The organism is Streptomyces sp. NPDC058697, from assembly GCF_042715345.1.
GTDB classification, from domain to species: domain Bacteria; phylum Actinomycetota; class Actinomycetes; order Streptomycetales; family Streptomycetaceae; genus Streptomyces; species Streptomyces liliifuscus.
Genome location: NZ_JBHXSU010000016.1, coordinates 156,123 through 173,215, shown reverse-complemented (window position 1 = coordinate 173,215; position 17,093 = coordinate 156,123). Strand labels below are relative to the sequence as shown.

General features: G+C 68.3%; 15 protein-coding genes, 1 tRNA gene and 2 pseudogenes. 7 read left to right on the top strand and 11 right to left on the bottom strand.

The window, feature by feature from the left end:
- Nucleotides 1-69: 69 nt before the first annotated feature.
- From ACFWXQ_RS31755 to ACFWXQ_RS31745, 3 genes are all read left to right on the top strand, one after another.
- A complete protein-coding gene (locus ACFWXQ_RS31755) occupies nt 70-216 on the top strand; it encodes a hypothetical protein (RefSeq protein WP_383936587.1) in 147 nt (48 codons plus the stop codon).
- A gap of 189 nt (nt 217-405) precedes the next feature.
- Entirely contained in the window at nt 406-672 is a 267-nt protein-coding gene (locus ACFWXQ_RS31750) for a hypothetical protein (protein WP_386269681.1), read from the top strand.
- Nucleotides 673-834: 162 nt separating this feature from the next.
- Nucleotides 835-1,995 (top strand): hypothetical protein, encoded by a 1,161-nt coding sequence (locus tag ACFWXQ_RS31745; RefSeq protein WP_383936591.1) that lies wholly within the window; start codon nt 835-837, stop codon nt 1,993-1,995.
- A gap of 284 nt (nt 1,996-2,279) precedes the next feature.
- On the opposite strand, the gene ACFWXQ_RS31740 is transcribed toward ACFWXQ_RS31745, so the two are convergent.
- Nucleotides 2,280-2,945 carry a response regulator gene (locus ACFWXQ_RS31740; RefSeq protein ID WP_383936593.1) on the bottom strand — a complete coding sequence of 222 codons (666 nt, stop codon included), beginning with the start codon at nt 2,943-2,945 and terminating at the stop codon, nt 2,280-2,282.
- A gap of 238 nt (nt 2,946-3,183) precedes the next feature.
- Here ACFWXQ_RS31740 and ACFWXQ_RS31735 point away from each other — a divergent pair, with 238 nt between their 5' ends.
- Nucleotides 3,184-3,696, top strand: a complete 513-nt coding sequence (locus ACFWXQ_RS31735; protein ID WP_383936595.1) for a hypothetical protein — start codon at nt 3,184-3,186, stop codon at nt 3,694-3,696.
- A 195-nt stretch (nt 3,697-3,891) separates the two neighbouring features.
- On the opposite strand, the gene ACFWXQ_RS31730 is transcribed toward ACFWXQ_RS31735, so the two are convergent.
- The 6 genes and pseudogenes from ACFWXQ_RS31730 to ACFWXQ_RS31705 form a co-directional block, all read right to left on the bottom strand.
- Nucleotides 3,892-6,045 carry an MMPL family transporter gene (locus ACFWXQ_RS31730; protein WP_383936597.1) on the bottom strand — a complete coding sequence of 718 codons (2,154 nt, stop codon included), beginning with the start codon at nt 6,043-6,045 and terminating at the stop codon, nt 3,892-3,894.
- Nucleotides 6,046-6,131: 86 nt separating this feature from the next.
- Nucleotides 6,132-6,434: a hypothetical protein gene (locus ACFWXQ_RS31725; protein ID WP_383936598.1), complete on the bottom strand. Its 303-nt coding sequence runs from the start codon at nt 6,432-6,434 to the stop codon at nt 6,132-6,134.
- 30 nt (nt 6,435-6,464) lie between these two features.
- Nucleotides 6,465-6,725 carry an FAD-dependent monooxygenase gene (locus tag ACFWXQ_RS31720; RefSeq protein ID WP_386269677.1) on the bottom strand — a complete coding sequence of 87 codons (261 nt, stop codon included), beginning with the start codon at nt 6,723-6,725 and terminating at the stop codon, nt 6,465-6,467.
- Between the two features lie 250 nt (nt 6,726-6,975).
- The gene (locus tag ACFWXQ_RS31715) at nt 6,976-7,770 is read right to left on the bottom strand and encodes an FkbM family methyltransferase (protein ID WP_383936602.1); all 795 of its coding nucleotides are present in this window, start codon (nt 7,768-7,770) and stop codon (nt 6,976-6,978) included.
- Nucleotides 7,771-8,281: 511 nt separating this feature from the next.
- Nucleotides 8,282-8,518: a hypothetical protein gene (locus ACFWXQ_RS31710; protein ID WP_383936604.1), complete on the bottom strand. Its 237-nt coding sequence runs from the start codon at nt 8,516-8,518 to the stop codon at nt 8,282-8,284.
- A 1,483-nt stretch (nt 8,519-10,001) separates the two neighbouring features.
- A pseudogene (locus ACFWXQ_RS31705) lies at nt 10,002-10,360 on the bottom strand (NUDIX domain-containing protein).
- Here ACFWXQ_RS31705 and ACFWXQ_RS31700 point away from each other — a divergent pair.
- Nucleotides 10,338-10,773, top strand: a pseudogene (locus ACFWXQ_RS31700) (tyrosine-type recombinase/integrase); the annotation flags it as partial. The pseudogenes ACFWXQ_RS31705 and ACFWXQ_RS31700 sit on opposite strands and share 23 nt — an antisense overlap.
- 77 nt (nt 10,774-10,850) lie before the next feature.
- Here ACFWXQ_RS31700 and ACFWXQ_RS31695 read toward each other — a convergent pair.
- The 3 genes from ACFWXQ_RS31695 to ACFWXQ_RS31685 all read right to left on the bottom strand — a co-directional run bounded on the left by ACFWXQ_RS31695 (nt 10,851) and on the right by ACFWXQ_RS31685 (nt 13,164).
- A tRNA-Pro gene (locus ACFWXQ_RS31695) sits at nt 10,851-10,924 on the bottom strand.
- Nucleotides 10,925-10,975: 51 nt separating this feature from the next.
- Entirely contained in the window at nt 10,976-11,779 is an 804-nt protein-coding gene (locus ACFWXQ_RS31690; protein WP_383936606.1) for a Pr6Pr family membrane protein, read from the bottom strand.
- 452 nt (nt 11,780-12,231) lie between these two features.
- The gene (locus ACFWXQ_RS31685) at nt 12,232-13,164 is read right to left on the bottom strand and encodes a metallophosphoesterase (protein ID WP_383936607.1); all 933 of its coding nucleotides are present in this window, start codon (nt 13,162-13,164) and stop codon (nt 12,232-12,234) included.
- A gap of 165 nt (nt 13,165-13,329) precedes the next feature.
- On the opposite strand from ACFWXQ_RS31685, the gene ACFWXQ_RS31680 reads away from it, so the two are divergent.
- Nucleotides 13,330-13,794, top strand: a complete 465-nt coding sequence (locus ACFWXQ_RS31680; protein ID WP_383936609.1) for a GatB/YqeY domain-containing protein — start codon at nt 13,330-13,332, stop codon at nt 13,792-13,794.
- A gap of 140 nt (nt 13,795-13,934) precedes the next feature.
- Here ACFWXQ_RS31680 and ACFWXQ_RS31675 read toward each other — a convergent pair whose 3' ends face one another.
- On the bottom strand, nt 13,935-16,232 hold the full coding sequence (locus tag ACFWXQ_RS31675) for a transglycosylase domain-containing protein (RefSeq protein ID WP_383936610.1): 2,298 nt from the start codon (nt 16,230-16,232) through the stop codon (nt 13,935-13,937).
- Nucleotides 16,233-16,640: 408 nt separating this feature from the next.
- On the opposite strand from ACFWXQ_RS31675, the gene wblA reads away from it, so the two are divergent.
- Complete coding sequence (gene wblA, locus ACFWXQ_RS31670; protein WP_383936612.1) at nt 16,641-16,979, top strand: transcriptional regulator WblA; 339 nt, start codon at nt 16,641-16,643, stop codon at nt 16,977-16,979.
- Nucleotides 16,980-17,093 lie beyond the last annotated feature (114 nt).

Below are 17,093 nucleotides of genomic sequence, written 5' to 3'. Positions count from 1 at the left end.
GGGCACCGCGGTGCGCCGACCGCAGCCCCGGCCGCACGGCGCAGGACCAAGGGCGGCGGCCGTCGGGCAATGGCCATGTTGTCCGACGGCTCCTACCTCACGCGCATCGCCGGGCTCACCCTGCGCGTGATCGAGGCCGAGATCCGCACCCGTACTGCCGACGGCAGCACTTTCGGCGACACCTACCGGCTGCTGACCACCCTCACCGACCACTGAACCGACCCCGCCCAGCAGCTCGTCCGCCTCCACCACGAGCGCTGGGAGATCGAGTGCGCCTACCTGGCACTGCGTCACACACTCCACAAAGGCCGCGCCCTGCGCTCAAGGGATCCAGCCGGACTCACCCAGGAACTATGGGGACTTCTCACTCTCTACCAAGCTCTACGATCGGCCATGGTCACAGCGGTGGAAACCCACCCCGGTACCGGTACCGCCCCCGACCGCGCTGCCTTCACCATCGCTCTGGAGGCCGCCCGCGACACCGTCGCGCTCGTCGCCGGCCCGCCCGCGACCACCGGACACCGCACCAGAGCCGACCTGGTCGGACACATCGGCACCCGTCTCCTGCACGCCATGCTGCCCAAGCGCCGCCTGCGGTCCTCCGCCCGCGTCGCCAAACGCGGAACGGACTTTCGTGGGCGTGACTTCGGGCCCAGTTGCGACGGGCCTTGATTCTCGTGCGGGTGTCGAACAGCGCTCCGGAGAGAAGTACCGCGGTACCACCTCCCTCCCGAAGATGACGACCGCAGTACGACGAAACAGGACGGAATCGGGCCTAGCGTTCAGGCCATGACGAAACCTGAGAGCCTACTGCGGAGGTTAGGGGTGGCCGCCATGGCGCTGGCGACGGCGTTCGCTGTCACCGCCTGCGGGTCGGACGCCGACAACAGCGCGGCGCCCACCGCGACCGGCTCGCACAGTGCGCACGCGGGCGGGTCATCGGCTCCACCGCAGCCGCTGCGCGCCGGCGAGCGGTTCGCCGACCTGAAGATGGCCAAGGCCTACACGCCCGCGCCGCCGGAGGGCGGCGGCACGGACGAGTACCGGTGCCAGGTGATCGATCCGGGCCTGACCAAGACGGCTTTCCTGACCGGGACCCAGGTCATGCCGGAGAACGTCGCCATCGCGCACCACGCCATCGTGTACGCGGTGCCGCCGGACGGCGCTGCCGCGGTGCACGAGCAGGACGCGAAGACCCCCGGCCTCGGCTGGCAGTGTTTCGGCGGGACCGGCGTGCCCAGCGCCGAAGTAGAAGAGGGGGAAGCAACGTGGGTGGACACCTGGGCACCGGGCGCCACGGAGACGCTCTTCACCCAGGACGCCGGCTACAAGCTGGAGCCGGGCAGCCTGATCGTCCTCCAGCTCCACTACAACCTGCTCGCGACCGACGGCAAGCCGGCCGGGTCGGACCGCTCGGCGGTGCGGCTGCGGCTGAAGGACGGCACGCCGCAGACCCGGGAATTCGACACGTTGCCGCTCGACGCGCCGACCGAGCTCCCCTGCGCCGCCGACGAGTCGGGTCCGCTCTGTGACCGGGAGGCCTCGATCGCGGACGTGACGAAGCGGTTCGGAGAGGAGGTCGGCGGCACCGCGGACGAGCAGCTGGAGGAGTGCGGCCAGAGCGCGCCGAAGCCCGGTGACACCCAGACCTGTGACCACAAGGTGGAGGCGCCGATGACGCTGTTCGCCGGTTTCGGCCACATGCACCTGCTCGGGCGGGCCATCAAGGTCGAACTCAACCCGGGCACGCCGAACGCCCAGGTCGTGCTGGACGTGCCGCAGTTCGACTTCGACAACCAGCGGCTGGTGAAGCTGCCGTCGCCGGTGGAGATCGGTCCGGGGGACACGCTGCGGGTGACGTGTACGCACGACGCGGGGCTGCGCAAACAGCTGCCGCAGCTGAGCAAGCTGCCGCCGCGCTACGTGGTGTGGGGCGACGGCACCAGCGACGAGATGTGCACGGGCATCATGACGGTCTCCCCCCGCGAGTCCTGACGAAGCGTCGAACGTGTGTGAGCTCACTGAGGTCAACCTGAGGTCAACAAGCCGAAAAACAGCTCTGAGCTCACACACGTCCGCACTGAACTCACACCCGTGCGGCGTCGTGGCGGTCGGACGGACGGTGACGTGGGCGGCTGCAGGCGGACCCGGCAGCGGAGCGGTCGATCACGCGGAGCGGTGCGGCCCGGAGCGGCCCGGAGCGGTGCGGTGCGGTGTGGTGCGGTGTGGTGCGGCTGGGAACTACGGTCGCGCCCCCGACGGACGCGCGAGATGAAGTGCTAAATCGGCCGGGTGAGTCTCAGGTCGTAGGCGAGGATGACGGCCTGGATCCGGTCCCGTGCGCCGATCTTGGCGAGGACCCGCCCGACGTGGGTCTTCACCGTCGACTCCGACAGCGTGAACCGTTGCGCGATCTCGCCGTTGGTGAGGCCGTGGCCGATGGCAACGAGGATCTCGCGCTCGCGGCCGGTCAGGGAGTCCAGCCGGGGATCCTCCCGCACGGGCTCGCAGAGGTCATCGCCGAGCCGGTCGGCGAACGCGTCGAGCAGCCGCCGAGTCAGCGCCGGCGCGATCACCGCGTCCCCGGCGGCGACGGCCCGGATGCCGGCGAGCAGCTCCTCCGGGCGGGTGTCCTTCAGCAGGAAACCGCTCGCCCCGGCCCGCAGCGCGGCGAACGCGTACTGGTCCACGTCGAACGTCGTCAGCACCAGGATCCGCGAACGCCCACCGGCGGCGACGATGCGCCGGGTGGCCTCGATCCCGTCGACGCCCGGCATGCGGATGTCGATCAGCACCACGTCGGGATGCAGCTTGGCGGTCCGCCGAACGGCCTCGGCGCCGTTCTCGGCCTCACCGACGATCTCGGTGTCGGGGGTGCTCTCCAGCAGCATGCGAAACCCGAAGCGCTGGAGCGGCTGGGCGTCCACCACGAGCACAGAGATCATGAATGGCTGCCTTTCAGGGTCGCGTAGACGGTCCGGCCGCCGTCCGGCGCGGGGCCGACGCGGGGCCGGCGCTGACCGTGCCGCCGTGGAGCGCGGCGCGTTCGGCCATACCGGCGAGGCCGAGACCCGTGTCGCCCGGCGATGCCTACTTCATACCGAGCGAACCTGAGACGACCGTTAGACGGCGCTCAGGCCGGTTGGCCGCCGACACGGGTTCGTCGTCGGGCGGGCCGCTGCCGTGCACGACGATGTGGACCCGACAGGAGCCGGCCGCCAGGCTCAGGTCGACGGTGGTGCGCGGGCCGGCGCCGACCTGGTGGGACACATAGGCGCCCGCGTTCTGCACGCGCTGCTTCCCGGGCGGCGGATGCGGCTGTCCGCCCGCATCGTCAAGTGCGGAACCTCCCGCTACAACATCTGGAACCGTGACGGGCGTCCACGCGGCAGCACCCCGATCACCGCCATCGAGATCACCGTGCACCCACCAGCTCTGCCCAGCGCGCAGGGCCCGAGCCGGGCCCTCTCCGGCCGTTGGGGCCAGGTCTGCCGGCTCTTGGCCGAGTACTCCAACCAGGCCATGCACACCCGGGACATCGCACGGCATCTCGGGCTGTCCCCACCTCGGCGCCCCCTCAGCAGCCTCACCGCGCAACTCTGCTACTGGGCCCGCAACGGCCGACTCATCCGCACCGCGCCAAGCACCTACAAGATCACTCTCCCTGACGCCTTGAAACCACCAACAGGGCCTTGACTCCGTGGCATTGGGCAATGGCCCGCGCGGCCCACCACCGGGCAGGACACGGTGCGCCGGCCCCAGCCCCGGCGCGTGGCGCAGGACCCCAAGGGCGGCGACCGTCGGGCCCATGAAAAAGGCGGCCGTCGGGCCCATGAAAAAATCCGGGACGGGTCTGAGGCCCCGTCCCGGATCTCGTTCGTGCCGCCGTGCTCACCGTTGTAGCGCGGGCTCCTCCTCGTCGGCGGCGAGCGGCTGTTGACGGTCCGGCAGCTCCGCCGCCGGCCGGGACAGCCGGCTCGGCCACCAGATTCGCCGGCCGATCAGCAAGGTGAGGGCGGGCACCAGGACCGACCGCACCAGCAGGGCGTCGAGCAGCACGCCGAAGGCGACCAGGAACCCGACCTCGACCAGCATCACCAGCGGAAGTGTGGCGAGGACCGCGAACGTGGCCGCCAGGACCAGGCCTGCCGAGGTGATGACGCCACCGGTGGCCGAGAGGGCTTTGAGCATGCCCTCTCTGGTGCCGAGACGCACGGTCTCCTCCCGGGCCCGGCTGGCCAGGAAGATGTTGTAGTCGACGCCGAGCGCCACCAGGAACAGGAATGCCAGCAGCGGCACCGAATTGTCGACACCCTTGAACCCGAGGATCGTGTCGAAGACGAACACGCTGCCGCCGAAGGCCGCGGCGAACGAGACGATCACGGTGGCCATCAGGACCAGCGGGGCCAGGATCGCGCGCAGCAGCAGCCCGAGGACGAGCAGGACGACGACGAGCACCAGCGGGATCACCAGCTTCTCGTCGCGCTTGGTGGTCACCTCGGTGTCGAGGTTCTCCGCACTCGGCCCGCCGACGATCGCCTCCGCCCCGCTCACCGCGTGCACGGCGGTGCGTACCCGCTTGATCGTGTCGTACTCCGCGACGGTGTCCGGCGCGTCCTTCGGGAACACGGAGATGTTGGCCCAGCCACCGCTGGTCTGCTCCGGGACGGCCAGGGCCACACCGCGAGTGTCCTTGACGATGTCGATCACCCGCTCCTGGTGCGCCGGCCGCGTGAAGACCGTCATCGGCTGGCCGCCGAGCTCCGGGAAGTGCTGGCGGAGAACGGTGAAGCCGGTGACCGACTCCGGCGCGGACAGGAACTGGTCCTGCTCCCGCAGGGCGCCGGTGTTGCCCGCCAGCCCGAGGGCGAGTACGCCGAGGACTCCGAGCGAGCCGAGCGTCGCCACCCACCGGCGGCGGCTGATGGCGGTGCCGAGCCGTCCCCACAGCCCCGGCTTCTCCTCCACGGCCGTGCTGAACCGCGGGACGGCCGGCCAGAAGATCCGCCTGCCGAGCACCACGAGCACCGCCGGGAACAGCGTCAGCATGGCCACCAGCGCGCACAGGATGCCGGCCGCGCCGATCGGGCCCAGCCCGCTGGTGCTGTTCAGGTCCGCGACGAGCAGGCAGAGCAGGCCGGCGACCACGGTGGCCGCGGACGCGACGATGGCCGGCGCCGCGCCGCGCAGCGCGTGGACCATCGCGACCCGGACGTTCTCATGGTGGTGCAGTGCCTCCCGATATCGAGCGATGAGCAACAGCGCGTAGTCCGTGCCGACGCCGAACACCAGGATCGTCAGCAGCGCCGAGTTCTGGTCGTTGACCACGATGCCGAAGCCCTTGACGAGCAGGTAGACGGTCCCCATCGAGGTCAGTGCGGCCGCGCCGACGGCCACCAGCGGGATGATCCACAACACCGGGCTGCGGTAGGTGAGGATGAGCAGGAGCGTGACGACGACGATGGTGGTGAGGAGGACCTGCACGTCGATGCCGTCGAAGACGGCATCCATGTCGCCGTCGATCGCACCCGGGCCGGTCACGTCGAGTTCCAGGCCGGCGGGGCGGTCCTTCGCGGCGTCACGCATCGGGCCGACGAGGTCCTCCGGTGCGCCGTAGGCCGTGCTCACCTCAAGGGTGAACATCATCGCCTTGCGGTCGGTGGAGGGGCTCGTCGGTGAGCCCTCGTCGTCCTCGCCGGCCGCCTCCGTCGCCTTCGGCGGGTACTGCTTGGCAAAGGTGTTGTAGTGGCGCTCGACCGTCGCGCGGTCGGCGTCGGTCATGCCGCCGGCGCGGTGGTACACGAAGACGAACGTGCTGTTCTCACCGCCGGGAAGACGGTCCTCCAGCACCGCCACCTTGGTGGACTCGGCACTGGCCGGCAGGGTGTCCACGGCGCTGTCGGTGGTGACCGAGCTCAACTTTCCGCTCAGCGGCACCATGCCCGCCGCCAGCACCAGCCACAAGCCGATCACTAACCATGGCACCCACCGGCCTGCCAACCGACCGGCCGGCGCTTCCCCGGACGGCGCTGCGTTGACTGCCATCACTAGCCTCCTACATACGAGTTGCATCGCTGATCTGGATGCCTACTTCGTACCGAGCGAACCTGAGGCGACTGTTAATACGCTGCTCAGACCGGTTGGCCGAACCATGCGCCCGACGCACGCACCAGCGCGGGCAAGGCCCGGGCGACACAACCATCGGGCCGGATGAGCAACGCGTCGACGTCCACCGGTCCGTGCGGGCGGCGCCCCTCACGCAGCAGGTCCCCCGACCGGGTCACCGCGGTGACGACGTCCGGGTCGGGCCGCGCCGACGTCAACTTCATGTCCGGGCACAGGCTGCCGACGAGCCGGTGGTCGTCGCCCAGGCCGTACCGGACGTCCACGACGTACCGGTGGGCGTCGTCAAGGTCCATCAGCTCGGAGAACATCTCCCACAGCGCCCTCGTCCGCGGGTCGGGTCACATCAGGACGATCTGGGCCCGGGCGTTCTGCAGCAGGCGCGCCGCGACCGGATGCCGTCCGGTGGTGTACGTGTCGAGGATGTCCTCGCCGACCCAGCCGCCTACCACGGCCGCGAGCTTCCAGCCGAGATTCGCCGCGTCGACGATCCCGACGTTGAGGCCCTGGACCAATCCGAAGGGGTACGGATACATCGCCCACTTGGCGCGATAGCAGGCCTCGCCATGTCCCGCGAGCACAGTCCCGGAGGCATTCCACACAGTGTGAGCGAACGCCGGACGTGGATAGCTCGACTGCCAAATCGGTGCCGTCGGAGTCCGGATAGCCAGGGCTGACGGCGATGTCGGGGAACTCGTAGATGTCACCTTTGATCGCGTCATCCGTGATGCGGAGCAGGACATGCGTCAGTCGGGGACGCACATCATCCCGTGAGCCGGCATTACTGGATCGCCCGGCAATGGATCGATTCCCCGATCCCCTACCGCCTTGAGTGCCGGGTGCTGCGCGTGGTCAGGGCCTGACCGCGAACACCATGCCGATGTCGCCGGCCCGCTGCACAGAGTCCTGCTCGGTGCTGACTTTGAAGCCGTGTGCGAGGAGGACCTCGCAGACTGTGTCGCGGTTCTGCTGCCAGCCCTCCACCTCGACGACGGCCTGGCGGACCAGCGGCCAATGCCGTTCCTCGATGCCTCTGAGTACCTCGAGTTCGGCGCCTTCCACATCGACCTTGAGCAGGTCGATGTGCTCGATGCCCTGCTCGTCGAGCACCGATGACAGGGGCCTGACCTTGACCCGGTGCGTCTCAAGCCGCCGCATCACCCGCAGCTTGCGGCCGATGAGAAAAGTGAGGATGGGGGCGGGTACGCGGCGCAGGACCGGTCCCACACCGCCCTGGCGGATCATTTCCACCACGCTGGCGGTGACCCGGCGCCGCTCGTCCTCGATGTTCCCCGAGTCCCGCGAGGAGGACGAGAAGATCGTGGCGGCCGGAACGTAACTGAAATCGAGCTCCTCGTCACGGGACGCCAGGCCGTAAGGGAGCGCGGTCAGCCGCCCGTTGAAGAACTCGCGAGCATTGCGTTCGAGTGTCGCGTGGAGTGGCGGCATCGGCTCGAAGGCGTAGATCCGCACGTCCCCGTCCAGCCGCTCATAGACGGCGGCCGAGAACACACCGATGTTGGCGCCCACGTCGAGTACCGTCGCGCCCGGCGTGCACTCGATGCCGTGGGTGAAGTAGCCGTCCACCTCCTCGCGCAGGAAGGACGCCTCCCAACGATTTATGCTGTGCAGTTCAATCGCACTCATGGCCATGACGAAGTGATGTACCAGGGTTGGAGCCAACAAACCAGCCCGCACCCTTCGCTTCGGCCACGTCCCAGATCCACAGGGTGTGACATCGGCCCATGCTCATAACGGTGCGAAGGTGCTGGTGAGCGAGGCCACTGCCGGTGACGATAGCCATGCTCGCGCGTCGCCGTCTGCCGTCGCCCGCTGACGTTGATGTCAGCAACGAATGTCAGCTCCTTGCCGCACCTGCCCACCACTCCTACCACCGCTCTCCTCGGAGCATCCCACGCTCGCCCCTCGATCAACGCTGCGACCTGCGCTTTAGCTGTTGACGGCTGTCAGTGTTGGTTGTTGTTAAACGCCCCCGCACGACCCAGAGACGGCCCGAGCGGGGGTGTTGTGGTCCCCTCGATGCAAACTATGGGCGGAGCGGTTGCTGAGGTCTGCTGCGCTGGTCAGCCAGGTTTCGGGGATCGACAATGGTTCATACGGTTCGGCGTGGTTGCTGTACTTCGCTGCTGTACAGCAATCACCACACCCTGGACGTATTGAGGTTCGGGTCCGGCGCTCCAGCTGCCCGGAACTGATGCCACGCTCCGGCGTCATCTACGAAGACACCCACTCCTAGGGCCTCGCAGACGTTGAGGGCGCTCAGAAAGCACTGCTCTCTGCTCAGCCCGTCTGCCCCTTCGTCGACAACACGGCGGATCTCTGCGCAGAGTTTGTCGAACTGGTTGACGTCGACAGTCGGCCGCTGTTCGCTCATGGCTCCCTCTCATTCCGAAGCGGAAGGTTCGCCCTCTGTAGCGTTTCACCAGAAGTCGACCGTCGCACCTAAAAGTCTTAGCCGGCTTGGAAGATCGCGTATGCGGATGCGGTCAGAGATGGCAAGTTATTGATCTGCCACCTCTCGGGTCGACCACTGCTGGCCCCCGCTGTTCCCCTCCCTTCCGGTCGGGCACGTGAAGGGCAAGCGGGCCCCTCTGCGGGCTTGCCGCGGCGTAGTTGGGCCTCCCCCCAGTGTGACCTGATCGTCGCTCACGCGACCAGCGGAGGGGTTGCGCTCTGACTCGAGCCGGGGCCCATGATGCTCAGTCCTCGGTGCCTGATTGAGGCCGATCATGCGGAACGGCCGGGTCGGGAAGCTTCTGGGGTGTACGTCCAAACCGTTTCTTCGGTTCCCGATCGCGCTAAATTCCGGAGATCGGCAAAGGCCAAATCGGTTTGCGCAGGTCAGCTCGATGAGAGTCTGTCCACATCGTGGACACCGGTAGAGGCTGGTGAGTAGGAGGAATGTCGCTTATTCCACATGCTGGACGATGGGGTTTGACTTCTGCCGCGAAGCCGTAATCTGCCTTCAACTCCCGCAATACGGGGAGCCGGTGGGGGCCGCTCGCTGCGCCTGAGAAACGAACGAGCGGCCCAAGCCCCGATGTCCGCATGGAACAAGGAGCCCTGCCATTATGGCTGACCCGAAAGAAAGTCGCACAGCCCTGCTCGTTCGCGCCGGGATGTACACGTCCGCCCTTGCAGCCGGCGTGACGCTGGTACTGGCGGGACACACGACACCGGTTGAAGCGTCTGGCTACATCTCCCCATTCCTCATCATTTTCGAGGGCCGGACGGGAGGCGCCAGCAAGCGCTAAGAGTTCAACTCGAAGCCCCCTGTCAGCCAAGCAGGGGGCTTTCTGCTGCATCCTCGGCCGGACTCGTCGTCCTGTTGGGTTTCCTCAGAACCGTGCTGCCCAATCACTGAACTGCGGATCAACGGAGTACATCTCACCGCCACGCTTTCATCATTCCTCAACCCACCACCTTCCCTGGCTCCCATCCCGTCCGCCGTCGACCCACACACCGTGGAGCGGGCGTGGTTCATGGCGTCCAGGTGGAGCGCGCCGCTGTACGAACGACCTGGACGCCATCGGCCGCGTCGGCTCGGCTCTGCCTGGGCCGGCGGTGGACGCGATGGGAGCTCACCGCGCCCGCCACACTCGGCCAGCACTCGCGAGCGGCGCCCCCTCCATCCCGGAGTCGGAGCGCCCCCGCCGGAGGCACCTCTGTGACCGCGGCCGTGTTCGTGCGGTGATCGCCACTCATGAGCCCGGCTTATCTACTCGTGGGCGCGCGTCGGCGCAGCGCCCGCAGCGCCCGCAGCGCGGGCCGAAGGCAGGAGTGCGGAGGGCGGCGGAGCCGGGAAGTGCACCCGACGGAGCGCAGCACAGCCGGGACTTGATGAAGTAGAGAAAGTTCTATCCCGCTGGGATGCGTCGGTTGCCGTCGTGGCTTCGTACGTGAGGTCTGTTGCCGTCCAAGGCGTCCAGGGGGCGAATCGTGAAGGCCTCGGGCGTGCATTCCGCCAGCTCGTTGGGCGTGGGCGAGGCAACAGCGGTCGACTCGCTCGATGTGCGTTCCATGCCGCCGGACGGCTTGCAGCGGAAAGTCAAGGCGACGATTCCTGGGTCGTGTTCTTGTAGCCCCCAGCGAGTTCGGCCATCTCTATGTGGATGCCCGTCTCCTCTAGGACCTCGCGGGCGACGCCCGTCTCGGAGGTCTTGTCGAGTTCGAGTACACCGCCCGGCAACTCCCAAGGTGGCAGGGGCAAGACCAGGAAGTCCCGGCGAACGCTCGCTCTGCCGGTACGTTGTGTCGGGTCCTCTGGCAGCAGTTCGAGGGCCAGGGCTGGGAGCGGCTCGCCGCTGGTGACAGCTGGGAGGAACACGGGCTCGTCTTCTCCTCGGCGTCGGCAAGCCGCTCGACGCGACCAACGTCCGGCGCGCCTTCCGCCAGGCGCTCAAGGATGCCGACGGGATCAACGCCGACGAGTGGATACCTCGGGAGCTCCGGCACAGCTTCGTGTCTCTGCTCTCCGATCGCGGCGTCCCGCTGGAAGAGATCTCCCGGCTCGTCGGCCACTCCGGCACGGGCGTAACCGAGGAGGTCCACCGGAAGTAGATCCGCCCCATCATCCAGACCGGTGCCGTGGTCATGGACGGCATCTTCAAGCGGGATCCGAAACGCTAGTCACGCAGTTAGACACGCAGCAACACCAGAGGGCCCTTACCTACCCGGTAAGGGCCCTCTGATCTGCTACTTAGCTGTCGGGGTGGCGGGATTTGAACCCACGACCTCTTCGTCCCGAACGAAGCGCGCTGCCAAGCTGCGCTACACCCCGATGCCGCTTGGAGCAGGCCACTCTCGTGGGCCCTGTTCGTGGCGACGTCGTTTACTTTAGCCCACCGGTGGCCGGAGACGAAATCCGGTTTTCGGGGGGTCGGTGGCGGCGTGGAACGGGGCGGACGTGGTCGAGGGCGACGAGGAGGAGGGCCAGTGCGTAGCAGGCGAGGCCGAGGATGGTGGCGTTGCCGAGGACCTCTGCGTAGCCGTGTCGGGGCACGTCCAGGAAGGGGTACGGGTAGCGGGCCGGCGTGTTGGCAGGCAGCAGCGCGCCCCGGGCCAGTGTGAAGGCCAAGTACGCAGCGGGCAGCACCAGCCAGGTCGCCGCGGTGTGGAGACGCAGCGGGCCCGGGCGGGTCAGCAGGAACCAGTCCAGTACGGCCATGACCGGGACCGCCGTGTGCAGGAGGTGGTTCGTGAGGGCGGGCCAGCCCGTGAGCGTCCCGGTGTCGCCCGTGATGGAGAGAGTGCTCGAACCGTTCGCCAGGATCACGTGTTGGACCAGGCCCGCGCCCACCGCGTACAGCATCGTGCCGGCGGTGACGGACGGCGGTAGCGGGCGGCGGGCCGTCCATGCCCGCCAGGCCGAGGCGGTGAACACCGCGGCCACCACGACGCTGCTCAGGATCGTGAAGTGGCTCATCACCCGGGACGGGGTGCCCAGGACCAGCGCCAGCGCCACACCCGCCGTCGCCGTCAGCGCGACGAGGAGACGGAAGGCGGCGACCAGGGGGCGGCGGACGCGGGGGACCACCGCGTCCGCCGGGACGACGGGGACGATGGCGGCGGCGTTGGCGGCCACGCCTGGCAGGACGGGTATGTCCGGGATGTCTGCGGGCAGAGGGGTGGTCATCCCCTCACGTTAAGCGGGTCGGACAAAAGGGGCGAGGCGGGTTGAACCGGTCGGGCGGTGCTGTCCGGTGCGGCGTGACCCGCGGGCCACCCTCACGCTCCTCCCGTGCCCAAGCCCTCCCTTGCGTGTCCAACGCCCACCCTCAGGTGCCGGACGCGCCCTCACGTGCCCCACGCACCCCGCGTGCCCAATGTCCACCCTCACGTGCCCCCGCGTGCCCGACGCGCCCTCACGTGCCCCGCGCACCCCATGACGACGCACCCCACACGCCAGCCCTCGTCCCGCCGCGCCGCCTCCTACGCGTCAGCGCAGCGACAGTGACAGCGCCTGTGCCCGTCCCGCCACCCGATCCCCATCAACCGCCTCGGCCCCCTCGGCCCCGGCAATCCCCTCGGCCCCGCCAACCCCTCAGAGCCCTCAGAGCCTCAGCCCCAGCCCCCCCCTCGGCCCCCTCAACCCCGCCCCACCAACGTAAGCAACGTAGCCTCCGGCGGGCACGCGAACCGTACCGGTGTGTACCTGTTCGTTCCGCAGCCCGCCGACACGTGCATGTACGCCGTCCGCCCGGACTCCGCCTCCGTGTGCGTGGACAGGCCCTTCGCCCGTTCCGTGTCCAGGTCGCAGTTGGTGACGAGGGCGCCGTAGAAGGGGATCCGCAGCTGGCCGCCGTGGGTGTGGCCGGCCAGGATCAGGGGATAGCCGTCCGCGGTGAAGGCGTCCAGCGTGCGAAGGTACGGGGCGTGCACGATGCCCATCGAGAGGTCGGCCGAGTCGGACGGGCCACCCGCCACGCGCGCGTACCGGTCGCGCTTGATGTGCGGGTCGTCGAGCCCGGTCAGCTCGACCTCGAAGCCGTCGATCTTCAGCGAACCCCGGGCGTTCGTCAGGTTCAGCCAGCCCGCCGCGTCGAAGCCGTCGCGCAGCGGCTCCCACGGGTTGTGGACCACGCCGACCGCGGGCGCGTTGCCGTTCAGCCCGTGCTTGCCCTGCGCCTTCTCGAACAAGTAGCGGGCGGGGTTGCGGAGTTTGGGCCCGTAGTAGTCGTTCGAGCCGAAGACGTACGCCCCCGGGAACTCCATCAGTGGACCGAGGGCGTCCATCACCTCGGGCACGCCCTCCGGGTCGGACAGGTTGTCCCCGGTGTTGATGACGAAGTCGGGACGCAGCCCCGCCAGCGACCGCAGCCAGCGCTGCTTCTTGCGCTGGCCGCTCACCATGTGGATGTCGGAGACCTGGAGCACGCGCAGCGGTCGCATTCCGGGTGGCAGCACCGGGACCGTCACCCGCCGCAGACGGAAGGAGCGGGCTTCGAAACCCGCCGAGTAGAGCAGACCGGCGGCGCCAGCCGCCGCGATTCCCAGAGGTACTCCGTATCGCGCGCGCATGAACCCATCGTGTCAGACCCCACACACTCGTAAGACCATCGGAGGACCATCGACGGGTCGTCGAACGGTCGTCGAACGGGCGTCGGAGGGGCGTCGGAGGGGCGCCGAAGGAGGTGCCCCGAAATCCATGGGCAGCCGTCGCACCACACCTGCGACAATCACCCCATGACCACGCTCAAGTCGAAGCTGCAGGCAGACCTCAACGCCGCGATCAAGGAGCGCGACGAGCTCCGCTCCTCCACGCTCCGGCTGACCCTCGCCGCGATCCAGAAGGAGGAGGTCGCGGGTACGTCGAAGCGCGAGCTCTCCGATGACGAGGTGCAGAAGGTGATCGCCAAGGAGGCGAAGAAGCGCCGCGAGGCGGCCGAGGCCTTCGCGCAGGGCGGTCGCGCGGAGTCGGCCGAGCGCGAGAAGGCGGAGGGCGTGGTCCTCGCCGAGTACCTGCCCAAGCAGCTCTCCGACGACGAGCTCCAGCAGATCGTCGCGCAGGCGGTCGAGGAGGCGAAGGCCGCCGGTGCCGAGGGCCCGCGCGCCATGGGCCAGGTCATGAAGATCGTGAACCCGAAGGTGGCGGGCCTGGCCGAGGGCGGCCGCGTCGCCGCGGTGGTCAAGAAGCTGCTCGCGGGCTGAGGGGCGGGGCCGCCGAAACAGCCATACGCCGATGGGGGCGCCCCTTGTCACAGGGGGCGCCCCCATCGGCGTACAACTACCGACTACGGACTACCGACTACGGGGCCCCGGGCCTGCCGAACCCCGGGCCCACCCCGGGCCTACGGGAAGTTCCCACCGTTCCCGTTCCCCCCACCGTTGTCGTTCCCGCTGATCGTCCACTCCTCGGGGATCGAGATGGTCGGATTGGGGAACTGCGGGTTGCCGTTGCCGCCGTTGTTGCCGTCACCGTTGCCACCGCCGTTCCCGCCGTTGTCCCCGTTGTTGCCGTCCTCGTCACCGTTGTCGTCCTCGTCGCCGCGGCCGTCCTCTTCCTGGCCGATGTTGCTGGGCGGGATGTTGACGAGGTTGAACTGGGGCGCTTCCCTGCCCTCCAGGGCGCCGGCCATCATGTCGCGCCAGATCGGTCCGGGAACCTTGCCACCGAAGACCTTGTCGTACGGGATGCCGCCGATGGTGATGTTGGTCATCCGCCGCTTGTGGGCCGGGTCGCCGACCCAGACCGCGCCGGCCATGTTCGGCGTGTAGCCCACGAACCAGGCCGCGTAGCGCTCGTCCGTCGTACCGGTCTTGCCCGCGCTCGCCCGGCTGTCGAGGCCCGCCTCCGAGCCCGTACCGTCCTCGACCACGCCCTTGAGGAGCGTGTTGATCGTGTCGGCGGTGTTCTCCGACATCGCGCGTGAGCACGTCGACTTCGGCACCGGCAGGGACTTCTTCTGGCCGCCGACGGTCTGGCGGATCGACTCGATGGCGATCGGCGAGCAGTACGTGCCCCGGGTGGCGAAGGTCGCGTACGCGCTCGCCATCGTCAGCGGGGACATCTCCTGCGTGCCGAGCGCGATGGACGGGTTCTGACCGATCTTGTCGCCGTCGGCGCGCTCGGCGCCCATCTTGGCCGCCATCTCGGTCACCGGGCAGATGCCGATGTCACTGATCAGCTGTACGTAGTAGGTGTTGACCGACTTCGCGGTCGCGTCCCTCATGTCGTACGGGCCGACCTCGGTCTCGTTCTCGTTGGTGAGCTTGGCGGGCTTGGTCGGATCGTTCTTCCAGACCTTGCCGTCGCACGCGGAGACCGGGCTCGGGTACTCCATCTCGTACGGCGACGAGTACACCTGGTTCGCCGGCTTGCCGCCCTCGATGGCGGCCGCGGCCACGATCGGCTTGAACGTCGAACCGGGCTGGTAGCCCGCGCCGCCGCCCATGCCGGCGTCCACGGACAGGTTCATCTGCGTCTCGTTCTTGCCGAAGCCGTACGGACGCGACTGGCCCATCGCGAGGATCTTGCCGGTGCCGGGCTCGACGATGGTGGCGGCGGTCGCCACGTCGTCGTTCTTGTAGACGTGGTCCTTGATCGAGGCCTGCGCCGACTCCTGCGACTGCGGGTCGAGCGTCGTCCTGATCGTCAGGCCGCCCTGGTTCCAGATCTTGGCCCGGGCCTTCTGGGTCTTGCCGAAGACCGGGTCGTTCAGGAAGACCTCGCGGACGTAGTCACAGAAGAAGCCGGCGCCCTTGACCGCCGTGATGCAGCCGTTCTTGGGCTTGCTGACCTTCAGGCCGAGCGGCTTTTTCTTGGCCTTGTCGGCCTCCGCCCGGGAGATGTCGTGGACGTCGGCCATCCGCTGCAGCACGGTGTTGCGCCGCTTGACGGCCTCCTCCTCGTCGTTGACCGGGTCGTACCGGCTCGGCGACTGGACGATGCCGGCGAGCAGCGCGGCCTCCTCCACCTTCAGGTCCTTGGCGGACTTGGAGAAGTAGCGCTGGGCCGCGGCCTCGACGCCGTACGCCTGCTGGCCGAAGAACGTGATGTTCAGGTAGTTCTCGAGGATCTTCTTCTTGCCGAGCTCCTCCTCGACCTGGATCGCGAACTTCAGCTCGCGGACCTTGCGGCCGAGGGTCTGCTGGGTGGCCTGGGCGACCTTGGTCTGGTCGTCGCCGGCCTCCTCCACGAAGACGTTCTTCACGTACTGCTGCGTGAGCGTGGAGGCGCCCTCGGAGACGCCGCCGCTCTGCGCGTTCTTGTTGAGCGCTCGCAGGACACCCTTGAGGTCGACCGCGCCGTGCTCGTAGAACCGGGAGTCCTCGATCGCGACGATCGCCTTCTGCATGTACGGCGAGATGTCCTTGAGGTCGACCACCGTGCGGTCACGTGAGTAGACCGTGGCGATCTGGCCGCCCTTGTTGTCCAGGATCGTCGTGCGCTGGCTCAGTGGTGGCCGCTTCAGATTGGTCGGGATCTCGTCGAACCCCTCGACCGAACCCTTGGCCGCGAGACCGAGCGCGCCGAACGCCGGCACGGCGATTCCGGCCATGACGGCTCCCGCGAGCACACTGACACCGAGGAACTTGGCGGCCTGCTGCGTTGACGACAGGCCCCCGCCCGAGCGCTTCTTTGGCATGAGGGCAGCCTACGTTCTCATTCGCCGGACACGCGTATAGGCCTTGGCCTAAGCTGCTCTCAACTGTCACAGCAGTAGGGCTACGTATCAATACGTCCGGCGACCCCGAATCGTTTCGGTCGGAACTCAACTTTTTTGTTGAGCACGTGCCCGAATCCGCCTCATGTGTCAGTTGGTGTCCGATGTGACGCAACTCAACTGCCCCGGTTTGCCGGGAAGGTCACGCATGTCGCCGGGTCACTCCGTTGGGTGATCTGTCGCGTACCCATAGTCCATTCGGGCCATTCAAGATTGGGCCCGAAGGGGCTGGTTGACTGTGCCCACCTTCCGTAACGTCCTCAACTGGCGGCGGTGAATATGCCGCTGCCGCCGTGGGGGAGCCTCGATTCGGGAGAGGACGGCGCCGGTATGGGCTGGGTAACCGACTGGAGTGCGCAGGCGGCCTGCCGCACTACCGATCCGGATGAACTGTTCGTTCAAGGAGCAGCGCAGAACAGGGCCAAGGCAGTGTGCACCGGGTGTCCGGTACGCACGGAGTGCCTGGCCGACGCGCTGGACAACCGCGTCGAGTTCGGCGTGTGGGGAGGAATGACGGAGCGGGAGCGCCGCGCACTGCTGCGCAGGCGGCCCACCGTCACCTCTTGGCGCAGGCTGCTCGAAACCGCGCGTACCGAGTACGAGCGAGGGGCGGGCATTCTGCCTCTCGACGAGGAAGAGGTGTACGAGAACTTCGCGGCGGTGGGCTGACCGCCTCTCCGCACGCAACCGGGGTCCCATCGGCCCCGTATGCGTCAGGGGGCCACGTGACGTACACGCGACCCCGCACGGCGTCGTAGACGGCGTCCGCACGCAACTGGGGCC

Excerpts from the sequence above, each read along its gene's own strand:
- ACFWXQ_RS31710 (WP_383936604.1), bottom strand. The coding sequence starts at position 8,518 with ATGAGCGAACAGCGGCCGACTGTCGACGTCAACCAGTTCGACAAACTC.
- ACFWXQ_RS31745 (WP_383936591.1), top strand. The coding sequence starts at position 835 with ATGGCGCTGGCGACGGCGTTCGCTGTCACCGCCTGCGGGTCGGACGCC.
- ACFWXQ_RS31680 (WP_383936609.1), top strand. The coding sequence starts at position 13,330 with ATGACCACGCTCAAGTCGAAGCTGCAGGCAGACCTCAACGCCGCGATC.
- ACFWXQ_RS31715 (WP_383936602.1), bottom strand. The coding sequence starts at position 7,770 with ATGAGTGCGATTGAACTGCACAGCATAAATCGTTGGGAGGCGTCCTTC.
- ACFWXQ_RS31685 (WP_383936607.1), bottom strand. The coding sequence starts at position 13,164 with ATGCGCGCGCGATACGGAGTACCTCTGGGAATCGCGGCGGCTGGCGCC.
- ACFWXQ_RS31725 (WP_383936598.1), bottom strand. The coding sequence starts at position 6,434 with ATGTTCTCCGAGCTGATGGACCTTGACGACGCCCACCGGTACGTCGTG.
- ACFWXQ_RS31755 (WP_383936587.1), top strand. The coding sequence starts at position 70 with ATGGCCATGTTGTCCGACGGCTCCTACCTCACGCGCATCGCCGGGCTC.
- ACFWXQ_RS31740 (WP_383936593.1), bottom strand. The coding sequence starts at position 2,945 with ATGATCTCTGTGCTCGTGGTGGACGCCCAGCCGCTCCAGCGCTTCGGG.
- ACFWXQ_RS31690 (WP_383936606.1), bottom strand. The coding sequence starts at position 11,779 with ATGACCACCCCTCTGCCCGCAGACATCCCGGACATACCCGTCCTGCCA.
- ACFWXQ_RS31730 (WP_383936597.1), bottom strand. The coding sequence starts at position 6,045 with ATGGCAGTCAACGCAGCGCCGTCCGGGGAAGCGCCGGCCGGTCGGTTG.
- ACFWXQ_RS31675 (WP_383936610.1), bottom strand. The coding sequence starts at position 16,232 with ATGCCAAAGAAGCGCTCGGGCGGGGGCCTGTCGTCAACGCAGCAGGCC.
- wblA (WP_383936612.1), top strand. The coding sequence starts at position 16,641 with ATGGGCTGGGTAACCGACTGGAGTGCGCAGGCGGCCTGCCGCACTACC.